The sequence below is a fragment of the Spectribacter hydrogenoxidans genome (assembly GCF_031846275.1).
GTDB lineage: Bacteria > Pseudomonadota > Gammaproteobacteria > Nevskiales > Salinisphaeraceae > Spectribacter > Spectribacter hydrogenoxidans.
Genome location: NZ_JAVRIB010000008.1, coordinates 46,459 through 65,700, shown reverse-complemented (window position 1 = coordinate 65,700; position 19,242 = coordinate 46,459). Strand labels below are relative to the sequence as shown.

The 19,242-nt window shown below is 67.3% G+C and carries 26 protein-coding genes; 1 reads left to right on the top strand and 25 read right to left on the bottom strand.

The annotated features are described in order from the left end of the window. Positions 1–73 precede the first annotated feature (73 nt). From RM532_RS09050 to RM532_RS08955, 20 genes are all read right to left on the bottom strand, one after another. Entirely contained in the window at positions 74–544 is a 471-nt protein-coding gene (locus tag RM532_RS09050; RefSeq protein ID WP_311652963.1) for an NlpC/P60 family protein, read from the bottom strand. After that, positions 516–1,574, bottom strand: a complete 1,059-nt coding sequence (locus tag RM532_RS09045; RefSeq protein ID WP_311652961.1) for a DUF2163 domain-containing protein — start codon at positions 1,572–1,574, stop codon at positions 516–518. The genes RM532_RS09050 and RM532_RS09045 overlap by 29 nt, the downstream gene beginning before the upstream one ends. Further along, positions 1,571–2,938, bottom strand: coding sequence for a DUF2460 domain-containing protein (locus tag RM532_RS09040; protein ID WP_311652960.1), 1,368 nt, complete (start codon positions 2,936–2,938; stop codon positions 1,571–1,573). Before RM532_RS09040 ends, RM532_RS09045 begins: the two co-directional genes overlap by 4 nt. 25 nt (positions 2,939–2,963) lie before the next feature. Next, a complete protein-coding gene (locus RM532_RS09035) occupies positions 2,964–5,132 on the bottom strand; it encodes a hypothetical protein (RefSeq protein ID WP_311652959.1) in 2,169 nt (722 codons plus the stop codon). A 77-nt stretch (positions 5,133–5,209) separates the two neighbouring features. Then, complete coding sequence (locus tag RM532_RS09030) at positions 5,210–5,737, bottom strand: DUF6631 family protein (protein WP_311652958.1); 528 nt, start codon at positions 5,735–5,737, stop codon at positions 5,210–5,212. Between the two features lie 72 nt (positions 5,738–5,809). Continuing rightward, entirely contained in the window at positions 5,810–6,592 is a 783-nt protein-coding gene (locus tag RM532_RS09025; RefSeq protein WP_311652956.1) for a phage tail tube protein, read from the bottom strand. Next, a complete protein-coding gene (locus RM532_RS09020) occupies positions 6,589–6,831 on the bottom strand; it encodes a DUF7210 family protein (RefSeq protein ID WP_311652954.1) in 243 nt (80 codons plus the stop codon). The genes RM532_RS09025 and RM532_RS09020 overlap by 4 nt, the downstream gene beginning before the upstream one ends. Positions 6,832–6,841: 10 nt before the next feature. Continuing rightward, the gene (locus RM532_RS09015) at positions 6,842–7,312 is read right to left on the bottom strand and encodes a hypothetical protein (RefSeq protein WP_311652953.1); all 471 of its coding nucleotides are present in this window, start codon (positions 7,310–7,312) and stop codon (positions 6,842–6,844) included. Next, on the bottom strand, positions 7,300–7,929 hold the full coding sequence (locus RM532_RS09010; RefSeq protein ID WP_311652951.1) for a phage tail protein: 630 nt from the start codon (positions 7,927–7,929) through the stop codon (positions 7,300–7,302). The genes RM532_RS09015 and RM532_RS09010 overlap by 13 nt, the downstream gene beginning before the upstream one ends. Further along, complete coding sequence (locus tag RM532_RS09005; protein ID WP_311652950.1) at positions 7,919–8,227, bottom strand: head-tail joining protein; 309 nt, start codon at positions 8,225–8,227, stop codon at positions 7,919–7,921. The genes RM532_RS09010 and RM532_RS09005 overlap by 11 nt, the downstream gene beginning before the upstream one ends. A 12-nt stretch (positions 8,228–8,239) precedes the next feature. Further along, entirely contained in the window at positions 8,240–8,602 is a 363-nt protein-coding gene (locus RM532_RS09000; protein ID WP_311652949.1) for a DUF2190 family protein, read from the bottom strand. A gap of 220 nt (positions 8,603–8,822) precedes the next feature. Further along, complete coding sequence (locus RM532_RS08995; protein ID WP_311652948.1) at positions 8,823–11,033, bottom strand: ClpP-like prohead protease/major capsid protein fusion protein; 2,211 nt, start codon at positions 11,031–11,033, stop codon at positions 8,823–8,825. Further along, positions 10,996–12,516 (bottom strand): phage portal protein, encoded by a 1,521-nt coding sequence (locus RM532_RS08990; protein ID WP_311652946.1) that lies wholly within the window; start codon positions 12,514–12,516, stop codon positions 10,996–10,998. Before RM532_RS08990 ends, RM532_RS08995 begins: the two co-directional genes overlap by 38 nt. 1 nt (position 12,517) lies before the next feature. After that, complete coding sequence (locus RM532_RS08985; RefSeq protein ID WP_311652945.1) at positions 12,518–12,742, bottom strand: hypothetical protein; 225 nt, start codon at positions 12,740–12,742, stop codon at positions 12,518–12,520. A gap of 188 nt (positions 12,743–12,930) precedes the next feature. Continuing rightward, on the bottom strand, positions 12,931–13,224 hold the full coding sequence (locus RM532_RS08980; RefSeq protein ID WP_311652944.1) for a Gp49 family protein: 294 nt from the start codon (positions 13,222–13,224) through the stop codon (positions 12,931–12,933). A gap of 102 nt (positions 13,225–13,326) precedes the next feature. Beyond that, a complete protein-coding gene (locus tag RM532_RS08975; RefSeq protein WP_311652943.1) occupies positions 13,327–13,773 on the bottom strand; it encodes a hypothetical protein in 447 nt (148 codons plus the stop codon). Continuing rightward, positions 13,770–14,162, bottom strand: coding sequence for a hypothetical protein (locus RM532_RS08970; RefSeq protein WP_311652942.1), 393 nt, complete (start codon positions 14,160–14,162; stop codon positions 13,770–13,772). Before RM532_RS08970 ends, RM532_RS08975 begins: the two co-directional genes overlap by 4 nt. Before the next feature lie 4 nt (positions 14,163–14,166). Beyond that, positions 14,167–14,409, bottom strand: a complete 243-nt coding sequence (locus RM532_RS08965; RefSeq protein WP_311652940.1) for a hypothetical protein — start codon at positions 14,407–14,409, stop codon at positions 14,167–14,169. After that, positions 14,406–14,906 carry a hypothetical protein gene (locus tag RM532_RS08960; RefSeq protein WP_311652939.1) on the bottom strand — a complete coding sequence of 167 codons (501 nt, stop codon included), beginning with the start codon at positions 14,904–14,906 and terminating at the stop codon, positions 14,406–14,408. The genes RM532_RS08965 and RM532_RS08960 overlap by 4 nt, the downstream gene beginning before the upstream one ends. After that, positions 14,906–15,241, bottom strand: coding sequence for a hypothetical protein (locus RM532_RS08955; RefSeq protein WP_311652938.1), 336 nt, complete (start codon positions 15,239–15,241; stop codon positions 14,906–14,908). Before RM532_RS08955 ends, RM532_RS08960 begins: the two co-directional genes overlap by 1 nt. Positions 15,242–15,400: 159 nt before the next feature. Here RM532_RS08955 and RM532_RS08950 point away from each other — a divergent pair, with 159 nt between their 5' ends. Continuing rightward, positions 15,401–15,700, top strand: coding sequence for a hypothetical protein (locus tag RM532_RS08950; protein WP_311652937.1), 300 nt, complete (start codon positions 15,401–15,403; stop codon positions 15,698–15,700). On the opposite strand, the gene RM532_RS08945 is transcribed toward RM532_RS08950, so the two are convergent. The 5 genes from RM532_RS08945 to RM532_RS08925 form a co-directional block, all read right to left on the bottom strand. Further along, entirely contained in the window at positions 15,697–15,924 is a 228-nt protein-coding gene (locus tag RM532_RS08945) for a hypothetical protein (protein WP_311652935.1), read from the bottom strand. The two genes, RM532_RS08950 and RM532_RS08945, sit on opposite strands and share 4 nt — an antisense overlap. Before the next feature lie 63 nt (positions 15,925–15,987). Then, positions 15,988–16,419, bottom strand: a complete 432-nt coding sequence (locus RM532_RS08940) for a hypothetical protein (protein ID WP_311652934.1) — start codon at positions 16,417–16,419, stop codon at positions 15,988–15,990. Then, on the bottom strand, positions 16,406–16,939 hold the full coding sequence (locus RM532_RS08935; protein WP_311652933.1) for a hypothetical protein: 534 nt from the start codon (positions 16,937–16,939) through the stop codon (positions 16,406–16,408). Before RM532_RS08935 ends, RM532_RS08940 begins: the two co-directional genes overlap by 14 nt. After that, complete coding sequence (locus tag RM532_RS08930; RefSeq protein ID WP_311652932.1) at positions 16,936–17,250, bottom strand: Mor transcription activator family protein; 315 nt, start codon at positions 17,248–17,250, stop codon at positions 16,936–16,938. Before RM532_RS08930 ends, RM532_RS08935 begins: the two co-directional genes overlap by 4 nt. Further along, entirely contained in the window at positions 17,247–19,217 is a 1,971-nt protein-coding gene (locus tag RM532_RS08925) for a phage terminase large subunit family protein (protein ID WP_311652931.1), read from the bottom strand. The genes RM532_RS08930 and RM532_RS08925 overlap by 4 nt, the downstream gene beginning before the upstream one ends. Positions 19,218–19,242: the final 25 nt, after the last annotated feature.

The window sequence follows — 19,242 nt, the reverse complement described above, 5'->3', positions numbered from 1 at the left end:
CACCCCGCCGGCCACGCCGCCGATGGGCCCGAACAGCGCCGCCCCGCCCAGGCTAAGCCCGATCCGTGCGACCTCAGCCATAGGTCACCCCCGGGTAGCGGTACACGGCGCTGACGTAGGTGCTCCAGGGCTTGAGCAGGCCGTGCCGCACGCAGCGCTTGAACGGCGCCGAGGCATGCACCACATGCCGCCCGGTCCATATCGCCAGATGCGAATCCAGAATGGCGGAGCCGTTGCCGCGCATCACCAGCACTTCGCCGGGCAGCAGTTCATCGCGCCGGCAGTCCTCGCTGTGGCCCAGCGTGCGCACGGGCAACATGCCGCTGCTGAGCATCACCATGCGCAGCCGGCCGGATGGGTCGCGGGGGTAGTTGCGCACATCGAAGTCCGGCGCGAACGCGCCCACCTCGCGGCCCACCAGGATGATCAGGCCCGCGCAGTCGATGGCGCGGCGCGTGCGGCCGAGGTGGCGGTACGGGGTGCCCTCCCACGCCAGTGCCGCGGTCACGATGGCGTCAGCTGATGGGCGGGTCGGGGTAGTCATAAAGCGTATCCGTACCGGGCAGGTAGGGCGCCCCGCGGAAATTGATGACGTTGTCGAAGGTGTCGCGGCAATCCTCGATCAGACGCTTGAAACAGTCCGGCCGGGCCTGGTACTGGTCGCCCGCGGCGAAGGGGAACGGGAACGGGGCCAGCAGCTCGAACCGCTCGCCGTCGAACGTGCGCACCTGGCGCTGATAGCCGGCGTTGTTGCCCGTGGTGAACTCCACCAGCCCGCCGGCGAAGTAGCCGGCCGATTGCGTCTGCGTGGTGTCGCTGAACGCGGTGCGGCCGTGCACCGTCTCCACCGCGCCGGCTTCCTGCAGGCCGTCCAGATCCACGCCGCACCACTCATCGCCCAGGCGGTTCACGCAGGTCGGCTGCGTCTTGTTGCCGATCACCTGCTGGAGCTTCTGCGCCAGCGATCGCACTTCGTAGATCACCTCGCCCTCGCTGGTCCAGCGGGGGTTGCCGAGGAAGCCGGTCAGCTTGATGTTGCGGCCCTTGAGGATGCGGAACGTGTCGCCCGCCTGCACCGACTCGGCCAACGCGCCGGCCAGCGTCACGGTCCCGCTACCGGCCGACGACACCTCCGACGTGGCCCCGGCATTGGCGCCGGTCAGCCACCGCACCTGCCAGCCGGTCACGCCGTCGATATCGGCATCGGTGGTAAAGCTGCTGTCGCCGCCGCCGGTTGCCACGCCATCGATCTCGACGGCGGTGTAATCCACCTCGAAGTTCTCGACCATCGCCCCGTCATACAGCCCGGCCTCGATGTCCGGCGCGGTGATGCCCGCCCCTTCCAGCCACGACTTCAGCTCCATGGTGTCCACCGCCAGCTCTGCGCTGCTGTTCGCTTCGCTGGGCGTGAACGAGGTGCTGGCCTGGTAGGTGACGCCGTCCACGGTCAGGTCACGCTCATGCGACGTGAAGGCCAGCACCGTGCCGTCCTGCCGGGTGACCTTCCAGCAGTCGGCCAGGGTGGTCACCCGCTGGGCGTAGTGGTCAGCCAGTGCCGGGGTCCAGCCCTTCATAGCCGGTCCACCACGCATTCCAGGCTGAACAAGTAGAAGATCGCCTCGCGCGGCGTGCTGCGGTAGGCGTCGAAGCGGTACTCGAATTCGTCCTGCGCGAAGCGCACCACCTGATCGAACTCGCCGGACCAGGCGAACACCGCCCCCGGCACGCTGGGCTCATCCTCGATCGTGCGCTCCGGGTTCGCCACCTCTTCCAGGGTGGTGGTTTCGTCCACCGTCAGCGTGTTGGCCGCGGCGCTATCGACGGTGAAGGTGTCGTTGTTCTCCCCCTGGAAGAACCCGGCGGTGGTCACCTCGGCCCCGGGCTGGAACACCGACAGATCCTCGCCGCTGGATGTGAACGCCCCGGCGCTGCTGACCTCGATGTCGGTGTTGCTAACCTGCACCTGGGCGCGGTTGATCGTGACGCTGGCGCCCGCGGATTCGTCCGTCAGCGCTTCATCGACGGTGATTTCCTGCGCGCTCACCACCGTGGCCACGGTGAAGGTGCCGTCGTTATCCGTGCTGCCGCTGATGGTGAACGTCTCGCCCGCCACCAGGTCGCCGAAGTTGCCGCTGCTGCGGGTGATGGTTTTCGTGCTGGCGGTGAAAGCGAAGTCGCTGCCGGTGTCGTCGAACTCGGCGCGCGTGATGGTGCGGGTGCTGGTGGCCCCTTCGTCCACCAGGGTGACGGCGTTGTCGTCTTCGTCCGTCACCGTGATCTTGTTCGCGCTGGTCGTGGCCACCTTGAACGCGCCGTTATTGGCGTCGTTGTAGAAGCCGGACACCTGCACGAAGTCGCCTACCTCGAAGGCGGACAGATCCGAGCCGATGCTGTTGAAGCTGCTGTCGGACGCGACGGCGGACAGATCCGTGATCTCGGCGTAGGACGTGCCCACGTCCAGCGACACGGTGCCGCCGATCGGGTCCAGCGTGTAGCCGTTGAACGCCACCGCACTGCCGCCGGGCAGCGTGCGCGTCATGCTGAACTCGGACGCAATCGGCAGGAAGATGTCGCGCGTGTAACTGCCGCCGTCGTCGCTGTAGGTCTTCGTCAGCTGGAAGGTCCGCTTGCTGCCGTCACCCGTGGCGAACGCTTCGTCGCTGGCGCGGTAGTCGCCCCACTCTTTCAGGCGGAACGAGTAAGCCCGGCCACGGCGCGCCTTGTGGAAGGCGATCAGGTAATCCAGCACCGCCTGCGTCACCTCCCGCTCGCCGGTCTGCCAGCTGCCCTTTTCCTGCGCCCAGGCGATGTTCCGGTATTCCTTGCCGCTCTTGACCGTGGTGATGTCGGTGGAAAACGCATGCCCGCCGCGCGCGCCGTAGTCGTAGCCCCGCTCCAGGCGCACGTCGTGGAAGTCGGGGTAATCCTCCGCGCTCATGCCTTACCCGTTCGCATGCGAACGCTCACAAGCTGCGCCGCCCGCGCTGCAGGCTCTGATGCGCCCGCCGGCCGCGCACGGCCCGGGATTCCACGGTGGTGTCCGGGTCGCGCGTGCGGATGATGTTTTCCACCGTGATCGGCTCACCGGCGCTGAACTGACCATTGGGCACCACCTGCCCGGTCATCTGCGGGATGAACAGCTCGGGCCCCCGCTCGCCCACGATGTGCGGCAGGCCGGCGCGGGCCGTGCCGCCATTGGCCAGGCCGGGAATCCCGGCGAACGCTGTCGACGTCGGCAGCAGGCTGGATACGCCCGACGCCTGCGCCCCGACGCCGCTGAAGTTGAAGCCGCCACCACCGCCGCCGAACAGGCCGCCCAGGAAGCCGGCGCCCTGCGACAGCAGCCCGCCGATGTCGCCCGTCTGGCCGAACTCGCTACCGAACACCGCGTCCGTGATCTGCGCCGCGGCGGCCTCCGCCGCCATGCGCTGCAGGGTGTCGGCAAAGCTGGCCAGCAGCCCGTCCAGCCCTTCCTCGAAGGGGCGGATCAGGAAGTCCGCCAGGCTGCTCTGGATCTCGCGCGCGGCCTCGGCAAAGAACTCGCTCATGCCCTCGGCGGTGTCCTCGCTCTGCTCCTTCAGGTCGAACAGCCGCCCGGCCAGTTCGCGCACCGCCTCGCGCTGTTCGTCCGTGGCGTCGCGGTTCAGCCGGCGCACCGCGATTTCCTGCGCGCGCTCCCGATTGCCCAGCTGGCTCAGCTCGATCTCTTCCTCGAGCGATTCCACCATGCCCTGATTGCTGCGCCGGGATTTCTCCATCGCCTGGATGCGATCGCGCAGCGCTTCCTCGGATTCGCGCCGGGCCTCGGCGGCTTCTTCGGCCGCCTCGGCGGCGGCGTCGTCACCATCATCACCGCCGCCGACGGGCGGCAGGCTCGGGATGCTCGGCGTTCTCGGGCTCTCCGGTTCCTCCGGCGCGTCGCCCTCCGCATCGATGCGCGCCTGGGCGGCGGCGGACGCTTCACTGGCCAGCCGCTGGCGCAGCTCCAGCAGGCGCCGCAGTTCATCCTCCAGCGCCTCGCGCTCGGCGCCGGCGGCGTCGCCCTGCCGGACCGCGCCCGGGCCGAAGCGGCCGGCGGCCAGGCCGGAACCACTGAAGTCGCCCTCAAGCCGCCGTTGCACTTCGGCGATGCGGTCATCCACCCGGTCGGCCGCGTTATCCGCGCCCACGTCAGCGCGGGCAAATGCCTCGCCGATGCCCTGCCCCGCTTCCGACAGCAGCGACGTCACCTGGAGCAACCAGCCGGACATCCGTGCCAGCCCGCCGATGATCACCTCCAGCCCCTGGATCACGTCATCGCTGCTCAGGATTTCGGCCAGGTCCTGGAATTCGTCCGCGTTGCCTGCCACCGCCTGGGTGAACTGCGCACTGAATATCTCCCGCAGCTTGCGGAATTCGCGGCTCGCGGCGGCGGCGCCATCCACCGCTGCCTCGCTAAGCACGGCATTAGCGTCTCGGGCTTCCTGCCGCAGCTTGTCGAACCCGTCTGCGCCATCCACCAGGAACGGCAGCAGCCGGCGGCCCAGGTCATCGCCGAAGATGCGCACGGCCGCGGCATTGCGCCGGGTGACATCCTCGATCTGGCTGATGCGGTCCACGAACAGCTCGAACAGCTGCACCGGATCCTTGCCGCGCAGGTCATCCACCGTGATGCCGATCAGAGCGAAGTCATCGATGAACGAGGCCATGCCACCCTGCGCATCCAGCGCTCGATCAGCCAGTGTGTTCAGCGCGTCCGATACGTCATTCGTATCCAGGCCGAATTGCCGGAACACGAAGTTAAGCTCTTGAACTTCCTCGACGCTCTCGCCAAGCGACAAAGCCGTGCGCTGCACTTCCTCCAGGTTCTGCACCACCTGCCCGGCGCCCCGGGCCAGCGCCCCGAATGCCGCCGCCCCGGCCAGCGCGCCCAGCACTCGGCGCACGCGATCGCCGCTGTCGCTGAATCGTTTCAGCCCGCGCTCGCTGCGGTCCACCTGCTGGTTCATGCCGCGCAGGCCCGTCTCGGCCTTGTCGCCGGCGGTGCCGAATTCGATCAGATCCCGCTCGGCGGAACGCAATTCCTCCCGAGCCCGCTGCAGGTCCGCACGGATCCGCAGCGCCAGGTCCAGGTTGTCCGCGCGGCCAGGCATGGGTCAGTCGTCCAGCAGCTCGCGCATCGCGCGCTGCGCCTGTTCCCCGCCGGCCATGCCCAGGTTGATGGCGTGCATCAGCTCGGCGCGTGCGTGCCGGCGGCGCCGGCGGTGGCACTCGGCGAACCGCCGGAGCTGGGGGAGGGTGTATCGCTCGGCGAGGTCGTGGAACGGTCCGTATCCGGCTTCGACAAGCTCGCAGAGGATGTCGACGGGGCTTGCCGCAGTGTCCGGCTGAGGCCCCGCGTCATCAGCCGCAACCGGAAAAAACTCTGGTTCACCTGCCAGACTGTCAACGCCAGGTTGTGGCCGTCGGCATCATGCAGATCGGCCAGCCAGTCCACATCCCGCCCGGTGCTGCGCGCCATCAGCCGCAGCCAGTCATCCGGGTGGCTGGCAATGAGGTCCAGGATGGACTGCAGCGTGGCATCCGCCGGCATCTCCGCCAGGGCGGTCAGCAGGCCTTCTGCCTCTTTCTGCGCTTTCAGGCTTTCCCCATAACGGAACCGGCGGACGGTAACCGTCTCGCCGGCCAGGGTGATGTCGGTGTCGGGCTGCAGGATGGCGGCGTCGCCATCCGTATCACGCGGATTCTCTTCGGCCATGGGCGCGGCCTCCGGGTTGTCGGGCCAACCGCGCGCCGGGCGATGGCACCCGGCGCGCGGGCGTCAGTTGAATCAGGCGGGCCGCCCGTTGATGTACACCTGCGACAGATTGCCCTTGGTATTGATGCCGCAGGCCAGGCTCATCGAGGCGATGGTGTCGCGGCTCTTCCAGGCCATGGCTCCGTTCGGGCGCACCGTCACGCTGGGCAGGTAAGCGTCGCGGTTGTCGCCTTCTGTGTTCGCAGCCACAAACCGGATGGCGCCCTCTTTCGCGCCCAGGTTGTCCGTGGCCACCTGGCTGAACTCCACGTCGCCCGGGGTGTAATCGACGCCGATTTCGTCGTCGTCGCTGATGGCCCCGCCGGGCACGATGTACAGCCGGCCGGTTTCCGCCTCCACGGTGTAGTCGTCATCCACCGTGGCCGAGGTGGCAGCGCCGTCCGGGTCGATGGTCACCGACACCGACGACACATCGCGCACACCCACCGGGTCGGTATCCGTCTGGCCCAGCTGATACCACTGGCCGGTCTTCGCCGTGATGCGCTCATCGGTGACGGCCGTATTGCCCTGGTCAATGCTGGTGGCTTCGCCGATCAGGAACAGCGCCAGGTTGTCGCTGCTGATGTTGCGGCAGGTGATGTTGGCCGTGCGGTTCACCTGGGTGGCGATGTCGCGGATTTTCTCCGCAATCGGCGCGTCACTTCCGAACACCTCCACCTGCGTGGACTGCACGTCGATCTCGAAGCCGGGCGTATCGCCCAGGTAGCGCTCGCCCGTGCGGTTGCCATCCGAATCGAACTTGTCGAGATACAGATAGCCCGCGCCGAGCACGATGTTATTGCTGGCCGGTTTCATTCGTCGTTACCTCCGCTGCTGTCCTGCTGTTCGGTGTCGCCGGCGCTGGGGCTACGGCGGCTGCTGGCGCCGCTGCGCGGCTTGATCTTCCCTTCCGCTTCCAGCGTCTCGCGCTGGTGCGGGAATACCTTGATGCTGGCGCCCTCGGGGTGATCCACGCCGCCGTGCCGGTGCGGTGCGATCAGCGTTACGGTTTCGCGCGGGCCGCGCCGGGGGCGTTCGGGTGTCGTCGGTTTCATCGCTGCTGCCTCACGTGGCTGTCGGGTCGCCCCAGGTCTCGAAATGGGCAACCGTCAGGAATAGATGCGCCTCGCAATGTCGCTGGCCGTCTTCGCGCTGGAACACCTGGCGGCCGGTGTAGGTCATGGAGGTGGGCACGTCGCCCAACTTCTCGAACTCGGGGCCGTTGGGCGCCAGGAACAACGCGCGCTTCATATCCGCCAGCAGCTGGTGGCCGGCTTTCAGCGGGTTGTCATCGTCCGCCGCCACGACGCCCTGCACGCGATACGTGCCGGTCTCCTTGTAGCGCGTGCCGTTGTCTTCCACCTCGAACGGGTCGTCGTCCTCGAGCACGCTGATGCCGGGGATGTCGTTCGGGTTCAGGAACAGGCGCCCCAGGTACACGCGCTCGCCCACGTTGAACGTGAAGTCGCCGCTGCCGTCGATCGCCTTGAGCCGATCGCGGATGGCTTCCAGCACCTGGAGGGCTACCGGGTCCATATCTTTTCTGTCCGATACTTGATCTCACGCTGGAGATCACGCGACATGAATTTCCGCGCCTCCCGTCTCGCCTTCCGGCGCACCACTGGATAGGCTTGATCGATAGACGGGCCAACCGGGAACTGCAATCCTTTTTTGCCCCCCTTTCGGCCCGATCCACGCTTGGAGGCCGGGGCATTCGATACGCGCGCTACGCCGGCGGTTGATTTGAATTTCCGAATCGCAATGATTTGACCGCCACCCTTGGGGCTCATGAAAAAAGCCCCTTCCAACTTCTTTCGGCCCGCCGGGGTCCCAGTTGCGAACGACACTCCGCCTTTGCCGCCACGTAGCGGTCGCGCGTTGAAGCGGTGCAGCGGCAACCCATTGCCTTTCGGACTTGGTTTTTTGGCTACGAGCTTCGCTTCTAGGCGCTGCTTGCTCGCCCTGTCGGCCACCAAGTCTTTCTTGATAATCGCGGAAGGCAACCCTAGCTGCGTCCGAAGGTCTTTGGCGGCGACGGTCCGGGCTCGCTTGAGAGTTCGGTTAAGGACACGAAGGACAGCCGGATAAAGCTGCCGCTCCATTTGCTCCAGCTTTCGCGTGACCTTGCGGGTATTGATCACTTCAACCTGCATCACGCACCACCACCGTCACCTTGTAGCCGTTGCGGATCGCCGGGCCGTCCACCAGCCAGGTGCTGGTGCCGTCCGTGATTTCCGTATCCCGCGTCGGCAGGCCCACATCCGCCACCGGCAGCGACACCACCGGGGCGATGTCCGCCGTGTACGCGCCCTCGCGCTGGATCTCGCCTTCCGCCCGGTAGTAGCCGCGGGTCGTAACCGCAGCGCCACCGGGCGGCGTCACCGTCATGGCCACGCCCATCAGTTCGACGGCCTGGTCCACCATGTCGGCGCGGGCTTCGTTCCAGCTCACGGGTCAGGCGCTTTAGTTGACGACCGCCGCCACCCGGCCCAGCTTGATGCTGGCCGTGGTATCGCCCGAGGCCGCGTCTGCCCAGCAGACCGCGCAGTCGCTCAGGTCGCCCGTGGCTTCCGTGATGCCGGTCGACACGGCGCCTTCCGAGGCGTCGTAGTCGATCGGGTCGCCCTGGTTGATGGCTGTGCCCGTGACCTTGGCCACCTCGAACACGCCTTCCGTGCCCAGCTCGCCGGTCTCGCCGTCGGGAATGTCTACCAGCGCCACCGCCAGCACACCGCCGACGGCCACCAGATCATTCACCGCCACGTCACTGCCGGTGCCGTTGGTCCAGGTAATGGTTTCCCCGTACCGCTTGAACTTCGTCGTCATGGCTTGCTCCTATCTGCATCGCTCACCGTTGCGATAGGGGCAGATTGCGGCCGGGGGCTGTCTCACTTACAGGCAAAAGTGAGACTTTCTACCGGCGGCATGAATGCCGCCCTACTGCCCGCCCGGTGTAGGGCCGGATTCATCCGGCCGGCCGGGTGCCGCCCACAAAAAAGGGCCCGCCGAAGCGGGCCCCTGATTGCCGCGTAACGGCGCCGGGCGGTCAGCCGCCGGCGTTGGTGTACCCGCCGCGGTAGTCGATGGCGCCGGCCTGGTGGGGCAGCTCCACTTTCCACGCCATGCCGCTGGTGCGGAAGTTTTCCTCTTCGGTGATGCGCGGTTCGCGCTGGCCGTTGAGGAACACCACTTCGATCACCGGGGCGATCAGCGGGTCCGCGAACATGTACCAGCGGGTGCCGGTGATGCGCGGGCTGCCGACCACGTCTTCGACCAGGTTGCGGGCCTTGTTGGCGCGCTGCAGCTTGTTGCTGGCGTCCGGGTCGAAGTTGGAGTTGACCACCACGCCGATGTCCCGGGCCACGCCGGTGCCGGCCACGGACACCCGGGGCTGGATGTCCAGCGGCTCGGCATCCTCGCCCGGGGCGGTCTGCGCGGCCATGGCGTCGGCGCCGGCCACCAGGGTTTCGACGCTGGGCGCCCCGCCGCTGCTGGCCTTGTTGCCCCGGCCAGTGGTGAACAGGTTGTTGCCGTCGGCCAGCTTGGGGCCGTCACCACCATTCATCGCCAGGAGCGCATACACCGTGCGATCGATGGTGCGCTGCCCGGTCATCCCCATGCCCATCGCCATGTCCTGGATGTAACCCAGGTCGTCGTTGACGATGGTTTCGATGCTGATGTTGATGATGTTGCCGCGGCGCTCAACGGCGATGGACTCGCGATCGGCGTCGGGCAGGTTCTTGTTCTGGTACTCGCCGGCCTCGTTCACCGTGCCGAGGTTACCCATCAGGCCAGGCACCAGCCGCCGCCATTCGCGGAAGTCGGATACGTCGCCGATCTTCGTGAACGCCGGGTAGCTCGGGGTGATGGACTGGAACCCCAGCAACACCAGCTTGTGCATGGTGTTCTCGAGGATGATCGGGAAGTCGCTACGGGTCTGCCCGGCGCCCAGCGGGCGGGTGGACAGCGCCTTGCCCACGAACTCTTCCGGGTTCTGCCCGCGCACGTTCACGCCGGCACGCTCCAGGCAGGCCCGGGCCACTTCGTGCAGACGCAGGCCGCGCCACGGGTTGCTGCCGTCATGGGCGAAGGGCGTGCCGTCGTCGTTCTTCGCGCCGGTGCGGGCGAGCAGCGCTTCGGACATGCCGCGGATCTGCTTGGCCTCCGAGCTTTCGCCCATCAGCAGGCTGCCGGCGTTGCCGTGCTGCGCACCGCCCAGCGGCTCGCTGCCCTCGCCGATCTTGCGCAGCAGCTTGTTCTGCGCCTCGGACACGGGCAGTTCAGTGTCGGCCATGCAGGTGCGCTCCAGCTCGGCCACGCCTTCGACGTGGGCAAACGGCTGGAAGATGGCGCTGATTTCCTCGCGCCGCTCCCGCTCGTCGGCCAGGGCCTGCTGGCGGGCCTCGGCGCGGATGGCGTCGGGGTCGCTCGGCTGGCCGCCGGCGCTGGGCTGGGCCGGGGTCGGCGCCGGGTCGGTGCCGGTGGCCTTGGGCTGGTCAGCCGGCGGCGTGTTGCCGGCGGCGTTCGGGTCGGTCTTGTTGGGCCGGTTGGCAGTGCGGCCCTTGGTGCTGGTCGTCATGGGTGCCTCCTTGGGCGTGAGGGCGGCCGCTGCCGCCGGTACTTGGAATCGGTCGTAAAGGGCCTGGAGGTCCAGGCCGGCATGCGCCGCCAGCGGCAGCGCGTCGGTCACGCGGGTGACGAAGCTCATTTCCTCGGCTTCCTCGGCGGTGTACCAGTGGTCTTCGCCGTCATAGAGCAGATCGCGGATTTCGTCTTCGCGGTCATTGCCCACCACGCGGGTGTAAGCGCTGACCATGGCGTCCGCGAACTTGTCCAGCAGGTCGGCGGTCTTGCGCATCTTCTTGGCGTTGCCGACGCTCAGGCCCCAGGGGGCGTGCATCATGAACAGCGCGTTTTCCGCCATGTCGATGGTGTCGCCGGCCATGGCGATCAGGCTGGCGATGGACACCGCCACGCCGTCGATCGACACGGTGATGTCCGCCGGGTGCCGCCGCAGCGCGTTATAGATGGCCGTGCCATCCGCCACGCTGCCGCCGTAGCTGTTGATGCGGACCAGGATTTCGTCCGCCTCGATGTCCTGCAGCTGCTGCACCAGCTCGCGGGCGGCCACCGTCTTGCCGAAGATCGACTCGCCGATATCGCCGTAGATCAGGATCTCGGCCGTGCCGTCTTCCAGCGCGGCGCGAACCTCGAACGGGTTAGGCGCGCTGGCGTCGGTTGTTGCTTTCTTCGTCATCGTCCTGCTCCGTGGTTGGGTCGTCGGCCGCAGCGTCCGGTTCGAGGCTCAGGCCCTCGCTTCCGGCGTCCCGGTTTTCCTCGCCCCACTGGCTGATCACGTCATCCCAGCTGCCGCCGCGCTCGCGGATAACCTGCTGCCGGCTCTTGAACTTGTTATCCACCAGAATCTTCAGCGCCTTGGCTTCCTTGACCGGATCAATCCAGGGCATGGGCGGCACCCGGAAGTCGGCATCGGCCAGGTGCTGCACGTCGATGTCGCGCGTCACGCGGATCTGGCCGGCCGCGGCGGCGGCGAACACGAACCGCTCCCAGATCGGCCGCACGAACTGCGCCACGAACTGGTCGGCCAGCACCGCGTAGGCGGCCCACTGCTCCACCAGTTCCTGCCGCTGGGCCGAATAGGTGCCGTCGTAATTGCGGGACACGCTGGAATAGCCCACGTCCGCGCCCGAGGCAGCGGCGCGCAGCATGGCGTTGCGGAAGTCGCTCACCTGGTCGCTGGGGCGCTTGGTATCGATCGTCCCGATTTCCTCGCCCGGCAGCAGGTCGTCGAAGATCATGCCGGGCGAGAACTTCATCTGGGGGCGGTTCTTTTCGGCATCCGTGGCCGGGCCTTCGTACAAGTCCGGCGTGCCCTTGCAGATATAGCCCGCCATGCTGGCGGCCACCTTCGCGGCGACCCGCTCGGATTCTTCGTAATCCTTCACGTCCATCAGCCGGGTGATGATCGAGGCGAAGATGCTCACGCCCCGCACCTGGCTGATGCGGTCGGCCATGTAGGGGTGCACGATGCGATCGGCCCCCACGCGTTTCAGCGCCGGGAACAGGCTGCCGAACACCAGCCCACCGTCGCCCGGGTGGCCCTTGTACACGTGGTACGCGACCTTCCGGCCCCAGGCGTTCAGCTCCACGCCCTGCCGGATTCGCTCGGACGGGTATTCGTAATCCAGCGGCACCAGATCGGCCTCGAGCATTTCCACCGAAAACGGCACCGCCGTGCCGTGATCCAGCCCCGGCACCCCGCCGGACAGCAACTGCCCGAACATCTCGCCATCGCGCAGCCAGGCGCGGCAGGCCAGCCGCTGCATGGAGGCGAAGCCGTGGCACCAGGTCACCTCGGGGCGCTTGCACCATTCGTGATGCAGGCCGCGCAGGTCGCGGGCCAGGTCGGTGTTGATGCTGCCGTCACGCATGCGGGGCGCGGGCTCGATACCGATGCCCTGCGCGCCCACGATGTTGCGGGTCATCACGCTGAGTACACCGCGCGCCAGATCGTGATTCCGTTCCAGATCCCGCGCGGACGATCGCAACTGCGCGGCGTCGCGCTGCACGTGCACGTCGCCGCTGGCGTGGTCGCGGATCAGCTTGCGGTTGCGGCTGGGCCGGGCGGCCTCATAGCGCCCCAGCGCCGCCCGCGCTTCCATGCGGCGCTTGCCGTACACCGGGGCAACGCTGGCGATGGCGCGATCCAGCCAGTTCAAGTCAGCACCCGCTGAAATCCGCCAGGGTGACGTTCAGACGGCTGCCGCCGGCGGCCTTGCGCTTTTCCGCCGACACCTGACTCTGCAGGCGCGTGATCGCCTTGCGCACCGTATCCAGGTCCGCCAGGGTCAGCTGGTCGCCATCGAACTGCACCGACTGGCCCTTGAGGATGCGGGCCTCGGCGTCGATGTAGGCATCCAGCCGCTGCTGCGTGGTCTGACTCATGCGGCGAGGTTCCCCCGCCGCCCTGTCTCATTTACAGGCAAAAGTGAGACTTTCTAGCCGGCGGCATGAATGCCGCCCTACCCCCTGCCCCTGTAGGGCCGGATTCATCCGGCCGACCAAAACAGAAAAGGCCCGCCGAAGCGGGCCAGGGTGCGCGAGTAGCCAACGGCCACTCGGAGGAGTCGGAGTCAGTCGCAGAAAAGTTTCTGCCGCAGCAGATAACCCTCTAGCGCCCATATTTTCCGCTTGGCGTCTTCGCGGGCGATCTTCTGACCAATCTCTTCGTCGAAATTTTGCGGACTTGCACACGCGGATTCGCCAAGCACAGTGAATCCATTCACCAGCGTTAGGCAGCAGACCGTCAATGTCGTGCCAGGGAATACGTGATAGGCCTCGCCTGTGATCACATCCTCGACCTGCTCCGGCGTCACCCGCGGCGCGTTGAGGCCCTTGTTCTTGATAGCGTCTTCTATTTCACTCATTTCACTTTCTCCTTCGTGGGTTTAGTCGACGCCTGCGTGTAGCGCGCAAGCGCATGTCATAGGTGGTCAGCACCCAGAATGACCCGCTCCAGTAGCGGAAAATCATCGGGTTTCGCCGACCTCGGCATTGGCCGCCCAGGCCCGCCAGGCGCGTTCCCGGGCCAGCAGTTCCAGAATCATGCGCCGCAGCGCGGTTTCGCCATCGGGATCCAGCGCGCTGCTGGCATCCGGGTCGCCGGGGACGATGAACGCGGGCAGCGGCAGGTCCGGCGGCGCGGTCAGCTCCGGCGGCGCGTCGGCCTTCACGGGCACCGGCACGTCCACGGTGACCGTGCGGGTCACAGTGCGAACGTCCGGCGTGCCGCAGCAGCCGGCCAGTGCGACCGCGCCCAGGAATGCGAGCGCCCGTATCGTGGGCGAGCCGGTCGACTCATGCGCGGGAGAATCGTTAGGACCACGCACGCCGGCTGCCGGTGTTACCAGGTACACCGCCGGCTGGTACCCCTGCCGCGAATCAGGAAACGGCAGGCATGTCGTTCGGGTTGTCACGGGGCCACCGCGTCCCGCAGCCAGCGGTTCATCACCCGGGGGCCGTGGCCCTCGGGCAGGTCGCGCTCGCGGGTGGCCGTTAGCATGCGAACAGACTCCACCGCGGCCAACGCGCTGGCCCGGTCGCGTTCGCGCTTGATGGATTCGATGCGCTGATTCTGTTCGCCGATGCGGTGCTGCAGCTCGGCGGCGCCCTGCTCGCAGGCGGCGATGGCGGCGCGGGCATCGGCGTATTGCGCCTGGGCGGCAGCGAGGTCGGCCTTGCTCTGCTGTAGCTGCCATGCCTGCCAGCCGATGGTGGCCAGCAGCCCCAGCACCAGCGCGCCGGCGCCGCCCAGCAGGTAGGGGCCGGCGGCGCTGCTGATCTTGCTGGCCAGCCAGGCGATCATGGCGCTACCGCTTGGCCGCCACGTCCGACCACGTCGCGGCCCCCACGTAGGCGCAGATCACTGCGCCCCACAGGCCGTAGGTCCAGGCGACGGTCGCGCCCAGCGGCGCCAGGGCTGCCGGCGCGCGTTGCGCCAGCCACAGCAGTGCGGCCGTTTCCACCAACGCCGCGGCAAAGGAATACAGCGCCAATCGCCGACGCCAGCGCCACCAGCGCTCGGGGTCCGGCGGCTGCGGCGCGGCGCTCATGCCAGCCCGACATAGGCCCGATAATGCTCGCGGGCCTGCGCCACGGTGCCCGCGCCTGCAAAGGTGTTGTAGTGGGCTTTCCAGTAGCCGGCCAGGCCGTCCAAGTCATCCGCGGCCGGCAGCGGCTTCGGCACGCGCAGGTAGTGGATGCGCGCCATGGCCGTCGCGTAGTACAGATTGCCGGTCATCTCCGTGGGGCGTGGATCCCCGTCATTCCAGGGCGCGCCGACCAGCCGCCACGTGTTCACCGCGTCATCCAGGTCGTGCCGATATTCCAGGTAGTTGCGCCAGATGTCGTCGTGCGTCGCGGGCTCCATCTGGTAGATGCCCAGCGCCGGGCCGCCGCCGACCTGATGCAGGTAATGACCGCCGGCGCTTTCGTGGGCGGCGGTCAGAATCAAAAGCTCCACCGCTTCGGGGCTGTACAGATGGAGGTAGGACAACACCGGCTCGATAACGTACTCGCGCAGCTGGTCCGCGTTGATGCCTGGGTTCATCAGAATGCCCCCACGCCGTAACCGCTGACGCCCGCCGCCAGAATCAGGGCCAGCCAGATCAGGTCGCGCATCCAGCCGCGGTCGACGGTCGCGCCCTGCAGCTCGCTGCCGATGATTTCCACCCGCTCCCGCATCTGGCGGTGCTGGGTCCACAGGTCGCCCACGTCTTTCTCCAGGCGCTGGTGCTCGGCCTTGCTCGCGGTGTTCTGCATGAACTGGTCGATGCGGCCGTGCAGCTTGGCCGTCTCGGCCGAGAAACTTTCGCGGAGCTGCCCGACCTCTCCCACCAGGTGCTCCACCTTGGCAATCAGCATTCCGTATTCACGCTGGTCCACGTCAGGATCCGTCGCCGTCATAGCCCATCCCAAAAAACCTCTGCGTCCACGGGCGGTGCCCTCGTACGGACTCAGCCTGCCGGGGGCGCTGTCTCACTTACAGGCAAAAGTGAGACTTTCCGCGTACGCTTGGGCCGCACCCGTGACCGGAGGCAGACCATGACCCGACGCACCACCGCGGCCCTGGCCGCTGCCCTCACCCTGATGGCCGGCGCCGCCGCGGCGCAGTCCGCCGAGCGCATCTTCCAGGGGGTGATTACCAGCGAGGGCAACGCCTGCCCGTCCGTCACGCGGATGCAGGCCATCGGCACAATCGAAGGCGGCGATGCCATGGTGGCCGTGGCCTGCTCCAACGGTGATAGCCACGTGGTGCGCATCGCCAATGACAACCAGGTCAGCTACATCGGAAGCTGCGGCACCCTGTCCGCCATGACCGACGCCGAGTGCTTCGCCCGCTAGGCCGGCGAGGTGTCACGCTGCCGCGCCTCGAACAGCGCCCGCGCCCGGGCCTCCACCTTGTCCGCCACCGCCTGCCCGTGATGCCCGCGGATGCGGTGCAGGCACTCGTTGCGATCCCGCCGAGAACGCATCCGCACAATGAGCCCCGCCAGGTTCTCCACGTAATCCGGCGGCGTCATGTCCACGCCCTGCATCGCCGGCCAGTCCAGTGCCACATTCGCCATGGCCTGGAGGATGGCCGCGGCGGTTGTCTCAGGGACAGGCGAAAGTGAGACTTTCCGCAGCGGCTAAGGGATGACGGTCACCGCGCCGTCATGCAGCAGGCTCACGGCGTGGCTCATGTACTTGCGGTTTTCGGGCGTATCGGGCTCCACGCCCAGCCGCAGAGACCAGGTGCCGATGCGGTCATCGAAGTAAACTTCGTAGACGTCATCCTCGCCGAACGTCCAGCCGTTCGGCAGCGTACCCATGCTGTCATCGGTGGTGATGTTGCCCGCCAGCGAGACCTTGTCGCCGACCTGAACCTCGACGCCTTCCCGGTCTCTGATTCCTGTTTCTTTCATCGCCAGGGCCTGTTTCTGCTCTTGCGACATCGCGATAAAAACCCGCTCCGCAGCCATTGTCGCCGCAATCGGATCAAGGCCCTCCCGCTCGAGGATTATGGATCCTGCTATAAGCATTTTCCGCCATGGCCTGTCATCTCGATCATACGCTTTCATGCCACACCCCCACTGAAAATGGCTCACGGCCGGCGTCCCTTCCGATAGCCGCCGACCGATGCCAGACCGGATCCGTCCCGGTCCCGGCCGCGGCGACATATAGAATCTGCCCGCTACCCTCATCCACCGGACACAGATGGCCCCAATCCTTCGCCCGCGGCCCGTGAATGAACAGCGTCCAGGTGCCCGGCTTCACCATCGAGATGCGGTGGAAGTCGCCAGCGCGGATGACGTTCGGCCGCCCGGGGAACATGCGGCGCTTGCGAATACAGGGCCCCAGGTACGGGTCCAGATACGCCACGCGCTCTTCCATGTAGCCGCCGCACAGCGGAATCGCCAGCGACCAGCCGAAGGGGTGATCGTGGTGGCCCTGCCCGTCCGGCGCGTGGAAGCGGTGCAGGTAGACGCGCCACTGGCCGAGGGCCAGCACGTGGTAGCGCTCCAGGTAGGGCTTGCCGCCGGGCTTGATCAGCCGGCAAGGCAGGAAGCCGGTCAGCCAGAATAGAAGGCGGTTGATCATGATTGGTCTCCCCGGTTGTGGGCGGGGCCGTTGCGCCTGTTCAGGATGCGATACAGGGTGGCCCGGCTGATGTCGTGCTTCTCGATGACGGCCTGGTGGTTGGTGCCGTCGAAGTCCCGCCGGACGGCGGCGTCGCGTTCTTCAATGGATCGGGTGAAATACAGGCGCTGGCCCTGCATGTCTTCCAGCAGGTGCGTATAGACCTGGTCCGCGATGGCGATGGCCAGCATTTCATCGAAGGCCGTGCGATCGCGAATGGTTCGGGCCATGTCGCGCTTGATGCGGGCGGCGTTGTCGGCACTGACGCTCATAGCTGCCATTCCTCTGATCCGAATCCGGTGGGGGCCTGGGGCTTGCGGGCGGCCGGTGGTTGCCGGCGGGCTGGCGCGCTGGGCGCACGGCTGGCGGCGGGTCTAACCGGCTGGTCCAGCAGGTCGCCTTGCCGCACGACCGATTCCAGCCGGGCCCATTGCTGGTCGGTGTAGGTGTGCACGCGCAGCCGCCGGGCGGCGTGCAGGGCGTAAACCTCACAGTCCAGCGCCTCGTTGCGGCGGCCGGGCATCAGCGTCCACTGCTCGCGGCCGCGCTGCGGGTGCTTGACCTCGCTGGTGATCTGCTCGAGGTAGTCACCCCGCACGGAGGCGTACCAATGCAGCCGGCCGGGGCCGTTGCCTTCCAGGCGCAGACGGGCGGCCAGCGTATCCTTGGCGCGCTCGACGCCGACGATGTAGGGCTTGACGCCCCAGCGCGCGGCCTTGCCGGCGGCGGTGGTGTCGATGCTGCGGCTGGGCTGGCTGAATATCTCCTTACCGCGCTGGCTGCTGCCCTTGATGGCCATGAACTTGCAGGCGCTCAGGCGGCGCTCGCGCACGTAGCGGTACACGGCCTCGGCGGTGATGCCGTCGCCGCTATCGATAGACACGGCGCTGACGTTGAGGCTGCCGCCGCCGGCGTTGCGAATCGGCCGGGCCAGCAGGTCGTCCAGCTTGTCCCACACGGGCGAGCGCCGGCCGTCGTCGGTCTGCGAAAACTCCAGCGGGTTGCCCTCGATTTCGTCCCAGTAGGCCAGCCAGGATTCCTCGCCCCGCCCCCAAACGCGGATCACCACGGCCAGACGGTTGTGCTGCACGTCCACGCCGGCGGTGGCGACCAGGCCGCCGGCGGGCACGGTCAGCTCCGCGTAGTCGTGGGCGCGCTCGGCCAGTTCTTCCAGCTCCGGCTGCTCGGAGCCCATGGCCCAGGGCTCGCCGAGGGTGTTATTCGTGAACGCGGTCAGCAGGCCGAACTCGCCGCGCTTGGCGGCGGCGTTGGCTTCCAGCCACTTGCGGGCCAGCAGCTCGAGCGTGGAGCCGGGGAACGGGCTGTAAAGCTCGTTCAGGTAGAAACCGGCGATGCCGTTGAAGGGCCGCGTGGCGGACCAGCCGCCGCCCTTGGATTCGGCCTCGGCCACCGCGCGGTTCTTTTCGGCATCCGACCAGGTGGCGCCGCATTCCTCGCACACATAGCAGGCAGTTTCCGGCCGGTAGGTGCCGTAAACCGGGTGCGACTCGAGCGCGTCATCCAGCCATTGCACCTGCTCCCATCGCAGGTACTGCAGGTGATCGCAGTGCGGGCACGGCACGTAGAACCGCCGGCCATCCGACTTGCCCATCTCGGCAGCAACGTGCGACAGCCCCTCGACCGTGGGCGTGCCGCCGATGATGACCTTGCGCCCGTGGAACGACTTGCTGCGCTCTTTCGCCAGGGCGATCGCCTCGCCCTGCCCGCGCACGTCGCGGCTGGCGTCGTCCGGTTCCTCCACCGCCACCACCCGCGCCGGCGTGGACTTCACGTTGCCCGGGCTGTTCGACCCGGCCAGCTGGATGAAGCCGCCGTCGAAGCCCTTGTAGTCCAGCGTGTTGTCGTGGTTCTTCGCCTTGAGGTTGATCTTGTCGGACAGCGCCGGCGTGGCCTTGATGGCCGGTTCCAGCTTCGTGCGCATGAACTTCTTGCCGTCGCCATCCTTGGCGAACAGGACCATGATCGGGCACGGGTCTTGGTCGATGTGATAACCCAGAAGATTTATCAGAAAGCCATCAGTCCAGCCGACCTGGGCCGACTTTTGGCACACGATCTCTTGCACGCCCGGGTCGCGGTAGGCGGCCAGAATGCCGCGCATGTATGGCGTCACCGATAGCCGGAAACGACCCGACAAATCCCCGCCGCTAGTTGCCATCATGCGATAGCGTTCCGCCCAGTCGCCCACGCCCAGCTTTACCGGCGGCAGGAACGCCGACATGGCCTGGCGGTAAACTGCCTGAGTC